This is a genomic window from Microcoleus sp. BM001215392, assembly GCF_036700185.1.
GTDB lineage: Bacteria > Cyanobacteriota > Cyanobacteriia > Cyanobacteriales > Microcoleaceae > Microcoleus.
The window spans coordinates 1-9,216 of the sequence record NZ_JAUBOJ010000319.1; the positions used below are offsets into that span (position 1 = coordinate 1).

6 protein-coding genes are annotated in these 9,216 nt (G+C 45.4%); 2 read left to right on the forward strand and 4 right to left on the reverse strand.

The window, feature by feature from the left end; all coding sequences use genetic code 11:
* Positions 1 to 36 precede the first annotated feature (36 nt).
* Positions 37 to 180 carry a hypothetical protein gene (locus QT974_RS26030; protein ID WP_333471305.1) on the forward strand — a complete coding sequence of 48 codons (144 nt, stop codon included), beginning with the start codon at positions 37 to 39 and terminating at the stop codon, positions 178 to 180.
* A 305-nt stretch (positions 181 to 485) separates the two neighbouring features.
* Here the strand turns inward: QT974_RS26030 and nrdJ are convergent, their stop codons facing one another.
* On the reverse strand, positions 486 to 3,779 hold the full coding sequence (nrdJ, locus tag QT974_RS26035) for a ribonucleoside-triphosphate reductase, adenosylcobalamin-dependent (protein ID WP_333471306.1): 3,294 nt from the start codon (positions 3,777 to 3,779) through the stop codon (positions 486 to 488).
* 213 nt (positions 3,780 to 3,992) lie between these two features.
* Entirely contained in the window at positions 3,993 to 4,280 is a 288-nt protein-coding gene (locus QT974_RS26040; protein ID WP_333471307.1) for a hypothetical protein, read from the reverse strand.
* Positions 4,281 to 4,303: 23 nt separating this feature from the next.
* Here QT974_RS26040 and QT974_RS26045 point away from each other — a divergent pair, with 23 nt between their 5' ends.
* Positions 4,304 to 4,474 (forward strand): hypothetical protein, encoded by a 171-nt coding sequence (locus QT974_RS26045; protein ID WP_333471308.1) that lies wholly within the window; start codon positions 4,304 to 4,306, stop codon positions 4,472 to 4,474.
* Between the two features lie 130 nt (positions 4,475 to 4,604).
* Here QT974_RS26045 and QT974_RS26050 read toward each other — a convergent pair whose 3' ends face one another.
* A complete protein-coding gene (locus QT974_RS26050; RefSeq protein ID WP_333471309.1) occupies positions 4,605 to 6,767 on the reverse strand; it encodes a DUF4394 domain-containing protein in 2,163 nt (720 codons plus the stop codon).
* A 544-nt stretch (positions 6,768 to 7,311) separates the two neighbouring features.
* Positions 7,312 to 8,916 carry a hypothetical protein gene (locus QT974_RS26055; protein ID WP_333471310.1) on the reverse strand — a complete coding sequence of 535 codons (1,605 nt, stop codon included), beginning with the start codon at positions 8,914 to 8,916 and terminating at the stop codon, positions 7,312 to 7,314.
* Positions 8,917 to 9,216 lie beyond the last annotated feature (300 nt).

The following is a 9,216-nucleotide window of genomic DNA, read 5'->3' on the forward strand; positions in this document are numbered from 1 at the left end:
AAGTAAAAGTGAAGGGGGAGGGACTTGAAGCCTCCCATGCCTATAAATGACTATAGTTTTACCAGCTATGGAGACAAGTTAATTATGCCTTACAAAGAACGACTTTACCCTTTGGGTGCTGGTTCGTTTGCTACCCAAAATGCAGCGGTTGACAGTTGGTCAGTTCCGCACTCGCTCTGATGCAGATGGTCATCTAGAGATTCTCCACCGCTTAATTCCCTGCGGAAAATTCGTGGTAATGTTTAACCCCGACTTGCTACAGTCGCAGCAAGCTGACACTTGCGACAGAACATTCGATCGGTAATTTTGAAATAACCCCTTCCCGGACATGGGGAGGGAGTGAAAATTATTCGTTGGGTGGGGGCGGGTTTACGAGATTATTAATTTCAGGCAATTATGGTTGGTGAACCCGCCCCTACGATTTTTTTTGACCTAAAATTAAACATAAAAAATCCCCCAAAAATGGGGGATTTTATTCAATGCTATTACATAGTCTTAGTCTCAGGCATCAAACACTTATCCGAATCGCAGCCCGCAGGCCCAGAATCCATCATTTCACCCAAGTCATAACGACTCAGTGCCACCTGGAAAACATCGATTTGACGGCGCACTAAAACGTCTTTCAACATCGTTTCGTAAGTTGCCTTTTCAATCGGTTCAAAAGGCAAACGTGGGAAAGTCTCAAGGGCATCAAAGCGAGACAAAAGTGCGGCGGAAATGTAGCCGTCGTCATCGCGAATCGCTTCATAAATCCGCGTACCCAAGCTTTCAACTTCATTTTCTCGCAACTCAATCGTGGCGCTGGTGTTGTGCCGCACGTAGAACTTTTGCACTTGCATATAAAAGTCCATTTGTGCCGCCGCTGAGAATTTGTTAATCTCAATTTCATCAGCACCGGGCAAATCGGCCCAACTGACAGCAACGGGTATTTCTACCAGCCATTCTGTACAGCGCTCATCGAAGGGATTGTTCAGCAAATTGCCGTTTTCATCTTTGTCGGATTGGGACGGAATTACGTTGTATCCGTAGTCGATGCAGGCGAGGGCTACAGGGTCGTTTTTGCCGAAAGTAATCCGGCGAATGAAACGCTGCGATTTCGGGGGATGCCAGCCGGGAGAAGCGCCTGTCAGCAGCGATTTTGTACCCGATGGTTGAACGGTTGTGCAGCGATTTGGGCGTTTCAAAGAATGCCGATCGCAATAATCCCATACTACGCGATTCACAATTTCCCGCCAACCAGTCAAATACTCTGATTCCCGCTGTTTAAACGCAATTCCCTGCACAGTTTGCGGGCGACCTTCCACCCACCAGCGCAGCCACTCAACGCCGAAAGCGTGAACGAAGAAATCGAACAATCCCGTAAATGATACGCCGACAATTGGGTCTAATTCGCGGCTGTATTGATAGCGAGGTTCGCTAAATTTGTGATTGAGAAGTACCGCGACAGATAAACCTGCGGCTGTGAAAGCTTCTTCTTGTTCTTTGAAGTTATAAGGGTCAAGTTGATTGAGGTGAACCTCAGAAAGATTACAGTTTCCAGTTAGGCTATTTCCGAAAACTCCCTTATGAAAGTCTGGTTCATTGAAACAGTAAGTATCATGCAATCCTGGTAATTCTTCGACACTTCTGACAACTTGCCATTTACCTTTGCATTTAGCCTTCGTCCCTTTGCTCACATCTAACCGCTGACAAGGAATTTCACCACAGTCAGTAATTTGCAAGTAGTACAAATCTTGACTTCGGACACCGTAATTAGTAATTGCTCCTTGATGAGCGCAAAGATTTAGCGATGAGCTAATACCACATTTTGTCAAAAGTAGCTGAACTCTAAAAGCCCGATCGCGATCGGAGATATAAATTCTGATACCATTACTATTGGTATTCGATCCATCCGTATCGGCTAATCCAGCAATAAAGTGTAAGATTGCTTGCCGATTCCAGCTCGCAATTACATTTAGTGCTTCTGGGTTAACTTTCAAACTTTTCAGAAATTCTCCCGAAAAGCTCAAGTTAGTTACATCTGTCAAAACAGGTAAATAGTCATAGTTTCTTTCAGGCGACTTATTTCCTGCGACTGACAATGCCATCTTGCCTTCGTAAAGTCGAACTTTTGCATTGTCATTTTGGTCTGTAGTTCCATCTCCTACAGCCACACCCAAAGTGTAAGCATAACTCGTATCGATATTCATGCCATCTTCATACTGAATTGTAAAAGGTTCAGTATGAATGCTATATCGACTTGTATCCATCAAGTCTTTAGTTTGGACTTCTTGGTAAACTTTACCAAAGCGATCCTTGACAAAGAAACGATGATATTCTGTGGCATCCAGATAAGTACCATCAGCAAACTTTACACGATAAAGTTTGCGTCGTCCAACCTTGGTATCGCTCGCTGTTTGAAATGGTGTGACTGAACTCCATCTTTGACCATTCCAAATTTCGATTTCACTTCCAACAACGTCCTTTATTTTATGCAGTCCGTCTTTCGTAATTAGCAAAGTGTCACCACTGACACAGTGAAAATTAGAGCCAATTATCTCACCACACGGGTTTAAGCCCAAACGGACTGACCGATGCTCTAATTCCTCAGCAGTCATGTCAGGATAGCGTTCCTGGAACCACTGTTTAGCTTTTCCTTCGTCGTAAGCTGCCAAAAACTCAGTTTTAAGACTCGGGGTTGAAAGTAAATCAACGTTAGCTCTAGCTACAGCTTCACCAGCCCATTGAATTGCACCTTCACCAGAATAATACTGTTTGCGGACGGCATCAATACATTCTTCTAATGTCGGTTTGGAATGGAAAACACGGGTATGGTTTGCCATTCTCAAAGCATCGCGTTCTGGGTCTATTCTCCAGTTGCCTTGATCGTCTTGTTGCCACAAATTGTTTTTAGCATTTGCCCCGAGTTCGTCATCAAAAGTAAACTGACGAATTCCGGCGGAGCGACGAATATTGCCAGCAACAATTGTGACCGCAGCTTCATCTATCAATACGCAGCATTCAACTGAATTTAACTGCCGTCCTAAAGCTTTATTCAAAATTGCCGAGCAACGCTGATAAAGGTCGGGCAATTTCACCGGATTTGCGACTCCACCAAAACCTTTCAAAGGTTCTCCCACGGGGCGGACATCGCTCAAATCGATGTAAACTTGAACTTCTCCGGCAAATCTTTCATCTGTGGATAATTCCAGCAAAGCTTGATAGGATTTCACCCAACCTTGACGGGAATCTCCGACATGAATAGTTGCGGTTTTTTCTGATATTTTTACTTCGGTTTCTTGACGGCGAGATTGAGCTGGTGTCGAGCCGATTTCGCCTTGCATTGTCACGGTTAAGCGGTTGGTAATCGGTGGCAATTGGTTGATATATTTGGGTTCCAAAACTGCACCGGTGCCGCAGCCCATCATTGCCAAATCCATCAATAAGCCAAAGGCGCGCCAGTCGATAATATTTGTTGAGGAGCAATTATATGCGCCGGAAAAATTCTCTGGTTGCTCAATCCATTTGCTGCCGCCTACCCACAGCCAGCGCCCGGAAGCGAGGGTTTTGAGCTCGTTTTGCATCCGGTATAGGAGTTGCGTTTCTTCGGGGGTGAGGTTTCCCAGGGATGCTAAGCCCTTGACGGTTCGATCGCACACATCGGCCCAAGTCTCCCGCCCTGTCTCGGTACGGCGGCTGTATGTCCTGAAAAATACTGGATTGGCTGCGGGTGCTGTTTCGGGGAAATCGGACAGGTGGCGTTTCTCGCGGGCACTCGATCGCTCTAATTCTCGAACCATAGGTTGTGTACTGACGTGTCGTGTCGGAATAAATCAACAGACTATGAATATACAACAGGATTCAGATTTAGGGTAAAAGCTTGACAAATTTGACAATTTGCACTAAATATGGGGCTTCGGACTCGGGAAGGTCGATCGCGCGATCGGCCCAAAAATTCAGCAAAAAACCCGATTTCTGCTAGAAACCGGGTGAAGCGCAAATCTTGTCGATTGTCAATTATTTGTCAATAAAAACTCAATATTGGGTAACAGCGGGTCTTGAACAACCCCCACACCGTTAAAACCCCAACGTTCCAGCAGCTTTTTCACCGACGAACCCGGAATCGATTCTACTGCAAATCGATCGGCAACATCAGCAGCGTGGGCATTTAAATAACTCAAAGCATCATAATCTTCGCGAAACATCAGCAGGTAACTGACGGCGGAATCTGGATTGGGACAAGCGCTGATATATTTGCCGTCAGCGCGAGAACGCAGCAAGTAGAAGACTTGGGATAACATCTTATCTTTGTTGTCAAAATAATATGTTACCTCAAATTGGGAATTGGGAATTGGGAATTGGGAATTGGGAATTGGGAATTGGGAATTGGAAATTGGGAATTGGGAATTGGGAATTGGGAATTGGGAATTGGAAATTGGGAATTTTCCAAACGATTAAACTTGCATTGCATAAATCTTTAATGCGAGCCGATTGACAGCAAATTCAAGGTAAATCGACGAAGATAAACGCAGATAATTTAAACAGAAGAGAGCGAACAAATGCAATGCAAGTCAGCGATTTTAGATAAACTTTCGGTCAATCTCAAATCCCTCTTAATCTAGCAGTTAAATCAAAGTCAGTGCCAAACCTTTAATCGATCGCCCGTCGCCAATTTGACCGACGATCGAAGCCCGACCGGTCGTCAAATTAATATTGTACAGGCTGGAAACTCCCCCAACATCGATCGCAGCCAAAGCCGTCTCGTTGCCGCCAACACTCCTAATATCAAAGCCGAGAACGCTAGAAGCATCAATTCCCAAAGATCCGATCGTATTTAACACTCCATTATTCGGCGGATCTTGCCGCACCAAAACATCCAAATTGCTGTCAATTACAAACAAAGTTGTCGAAGTCGCCCCCGCAAAGTTATTCACATACGCAGCCCCCACAGCCGCAGCCGGATTTCCAACATTAGGATCGCCCGCCCGGTAGGCCAAATTCCCGTCGAGTTGAACTCCCCCAGTTAATGTGTCAGAATCTACTATTGCCCCGGTATCTGGGTTGAGGCGGGCGTTTTGACCCGCTTGATTGACCAACCGAATGCGATCGACTGTCGGATTGAAATCAAAACCCGCAGCCCCCGGAGTTAGGGGAACAGCAAACTGCCCGCTACCGACTTGACTTGCAGCCCCAGTCACCGGATCGATCGCGTACAAGCGATTGCTAGAACCCACACCGTAAAGCAAACCGTTAGCAGGGCGAAAATCAATTCCCAACAAACTTTCTCCCGGCTGCAAGCCCGTAACTGCTGTGTCGCTGAGAATCGCCCGCGGTGCCGCCTCATTAAAACCAACAATTGTTTCAACGCCATTTCTGACCGTTAAGGCGTAAGCTGTAGGCAAAGGCACAGCCAAACCGTTAATCTGTCTCCCGTCAGCAATTTGATTGACAAAAGAAGCTTGACCGGTGCTTAAATTAATATTGTACAATCCCGAAACTCCCCCGACTTCCAGCGCCGCTACTGCGACATCGCGGCCGCCAATACTCCTGATATCAAAGCCCAGAATGCTAGTAGCATCAACTCCTAAAGATCCGATCGTATTCAACACTCCATTATTCGGCGGATCTTGCCGCACCAAAACATCAGAATTGCTGTCAATTACAAACAGCGTTGTCGAAGTTGCCCCGGCAAAGTTATTCACATACGCAGCCCCCACAGCCGCTGGAGAACTTCCAAAATTGCGATCGCCCGTGGCATACACTAAATTGCGATCGAGTTGAATTCCCCCAGTTAATGTGTCAGAATCTACTATTGCCCCCGTATCCGGGTTGAGGCGGGCGTTTTGACCCGCTTGATTGACCAACCGAATGCGATCGACTGTCGGATTGAAATCAAAACCCGCAGCCCCCGGAGTTAGGGGAACAGCAAACTGCCCGCTACCGACTGGATTTGCTTCCCCCGTTTTCGGATTGACAGTATACAAGCGATTGCTAGAACCCACACCGTAAAGCACGCCATTAGCAGGTCGATAATCAATCGACAGCAAACTTTCTCCCGCTTGCAATCCAGTCACGGGCAAATCTGAGATGACACTTCCCGGATTAGCAAGGCTAAAGCCGACAATCCGATTAGCAGGAGTTAAAGCATAAGCCGTTGTCAGCGCTGGAGGCGGGGGATTGGGAACAATGCTGTTGATATTAGTCGTGAAATCTGTTTGGTCGATCGCGCTTTGTCGCACCCCTCTGAGAGTAGCAAAAAATTCTCCTGTTACCCGGTCTTGAATCACAGTATCGTTTCCAGCGTCCAGAATATTCAAGTCGCTAAAATTGAGACCGCTCGCCAAACCGATTAAATCTGTACCGTTGGCAAAATCTGCGATCGCATCTGCATTTTCCAAATTCACACCGCCGCTGGTACGAAAAGGATCTGCCACAGCGTAGCGGCTCAAAACAAATACGTCTGCCCCGTCTCCACCTATCAGGATATCAGTATCTCGATCGCCCGACAAAACATCATTACCCGCGTTTCCAGAAATAACATCGCTACCTTTTCCGCCAAATAAAAAGTCGCTATCTTCACCGCCATTAACAGTATCGTTACCTAAATCCCCAAACAGCGAATCTCTGCCGGAATTTCCCTCAACTGAATCGCTGTCTTTTCCGCCAAAAATGCTGTCATTGCCTGAATTTCCAGCAATTGCATCACTGCCCATCAGACCAAAAATCAGGTCATTTTCTGTAGTTCCTGCAAGCGTGTCTGCTTGTGCAGTGCCTCTAATTTCTGCCACGATCCAATCCCCCTATAAATTTGACACTCCCGCACCTTTAGGCAGCGGAATTTTCAGCACAAAATTTCCCAAATTCGCAGCAACGGCTAATTTCACAGAAATACTTTTGGTTTGAACTGCATATTTTACGATCGATATTGTACGCAGCCAAAATGATAAATAAATCCGCCTCCAGAGATATATAAAATCGCCCCAGATACAGATATACTCGATAGTTTGCAGTATAAACTGGGGCGCCCGCAGCGCAACTGCAAACCCCAAGCTGAACTTTTTAGCGGTGCGAACTTATGAAACCTTGTACTGCGTTCATTAGTGATATACGCTGAATCTATAATTTTGGATCTGTACAGTCAGAAATTATTTTGCAACTTTAATCAGGGCTTATGATCGGGGCAGAGAAACCGGGTTTTTGGAGAAAATATTTCGTTGCAGCCCGCAGATGGGCGTAAAAAACCCGGTTTCGAGGAGTCTGAGTGCGTCCAGGATCGATCGTGTAAAAATTGCACCCTTGCGTAAGTCCGATCCTTTTAATTACCAGGCTTTTTCAAGCTTTCAGCAGTGCCTTAGAAGCTGATTGTCCTGCGAGTTTCAGTTGCGATCGCAATTTGAGATTCAACAACACCAACACAGTCCACTGACTGAGTATAGAAAACAAAATCGTATTTTCCAACCCTATGAAATATGACGAATACCAAAAGCTAGCAAATGTTGAAGATAACCACAAAATAGGAAATGTTGAAGATAACCACAAAATAGGAGCTGTTGCTGGGGCGATCGATAACATATCTAAAATCAGAGGTGGCAATAAAATAGCGCTGGCGACAGTGCCTGCTGCCCAAATTTCCCGATTTCGATTTTTTGTAAATAGGAATAGTTGGGTGATGGTTGCGTAAATTAGGATGAGATTGAGGCAGCAAATTACTCTCCAAAATTCCCTTGTCTCAATTTTTTGAAACAGCATCCAAGGTATGAAAATTATGACTGAGATGAATAGATTAATCGCGATCGCCACTACAGCCGGACTTTTTTCACTCCAAATTAAATCGAGTAACGGGTAGCGCCGCCATAACTTCTTACTGCTGGGAACGATTTGTTGCCGATACCTCGCCCAATCGTACAAAGATTGTCTGTCAGATGTTAAAGCTGCAATTAAAGCTAAAAACATCAGCAAATTCAACAGTAGTAAATAGCCTCGATTAGAAGGATAAGCTGATGCACTTACTTGGAATGAAAACCCTAACATTATTACCTGATAACAAATAACTACCAAGTAACTTTGTTGCTTGCTCAAAACTGTAGCACTGGGATTGGGAAAGCGGCGCTGCCATCCCTGCCACAGCCAATAGATTCCCGTACCGCAAACCAAGAGAGACAAAGCATGACCGATCGCAATATTTTTATTGACTGGCAAGTAAAACCATTGCGACTCGTATATCATACTTAATCCTAATCCGGAAATCCAACACATAACAAAAGCCATACCGCTAGCCAACCAAGGTTGAAATCCTCCCAACCAACTGGTTGTCAATCCAAAGAGCATCGCAGCACTGTAAAACAAAGCACAGCTAGCTAGAACTGCTATGTAGAAACAGAAAATTTCATTCAAGGGTATTTGAGCAGCTAATCCACTGTACAAGTGCAGCGGTACAGCGAGAATTGCTGCTAGATACAATAAAATTGGTACGCCCAGAATTTTGCCGATAAAAATGGTTTTAGCAGACTGGGGACTGAGGCGAATAAAGTTGAGCGTGCCGCGTTTTTCTTCCTTGTCTAAGTCACTGACAAGCATATAAGTCCCTGCTACTAATAGGGCTAATACGCTTAAAATGCTCAGCCACATGAATATCTGTGACCACCACTCCGACCAGTTAATGGCAAAGTTGCCCAAGGCATCTCTGACACACTTTTTCTCATAAGAATAATGATTGGGATCGTCGAAAGTGCAAAATGTGCGATGGATGGGGTAAGTGTATTCCCCACGAGGGGGAGCAACTGGTATCAGGGCGCTGAAATACATGAATAGCAGCAGTTGAGCGCTGAGAGAAATGGCAGACGCGATCGCAATATTGCCAATCTTCAAGCGGCCTTTGATTTCTCGAAATAATTGGGGATTCCAGTTGCCGATTCGATCGAATAAGTTAAGTATCATAAGTAATTGGGATTGGTAATGGGTAATATCATGTGCGATCGATCGCACAATCTCATAAACCTTCCCCCGCCCGATGACAAATAGCTAATCTACGGAACGCGATATTCCGCATCAACTTCAAAGAAATCGGGTTTTTGTTGCTTTTAGGGGCTATAAATTGAGTATTCCCAAAAAAAACGGTTTTCGATCGCCCGTGCCTAAATTCCGATCGTGGTAGGCACGGGAGCACATTGGTGTCAACTTAGCATCAAACCGATAGTCCGGCAGGGGTTTAAACCCCTGCCTCAAAGCGAAAGTCCT

What these genes read in the sequence shown, in the direction of transcription:
- QT974_RS26030 (WP_333471305.1), top strand. Translation starts at nt 37, where the DNA reads ATGCCTATAAATGACTATAGTTTTACCAGCTATGGAGACAAGTTAATT.
- nrdJ (WP_333471306.1), bottom strand. Translation starts at nt 3,779, where the DNA reads ATGGTTCGAGAATTAGAGCGATCGAGTGCCCGCGAGAAACGCCACCTG.
- QT974_RS26040 (WP_333471307.1), bottom strand. Translation starts at nt 4,280, where the DNA reads ATGTTATCCCAAGTCTTCTACTTGCTGCGTTCTCGCGCTGACGGCAAA.
- QT974_RS26045 (WP_333471308.1), top strand. Translation starts at nt 4,304, where the DNA reads ATGTTACCTCAAATTGGGAATTGGGAATTGGGAATTGGGAATTGGGAA.
- QT974_RS26055 (WP_333471310.1), bottom strand. Translation starts at nt 8,916, where the DNA reads ATGATACTTAACTTATTCGATCGAATCGGCAACTGGAATCCCCAATTA.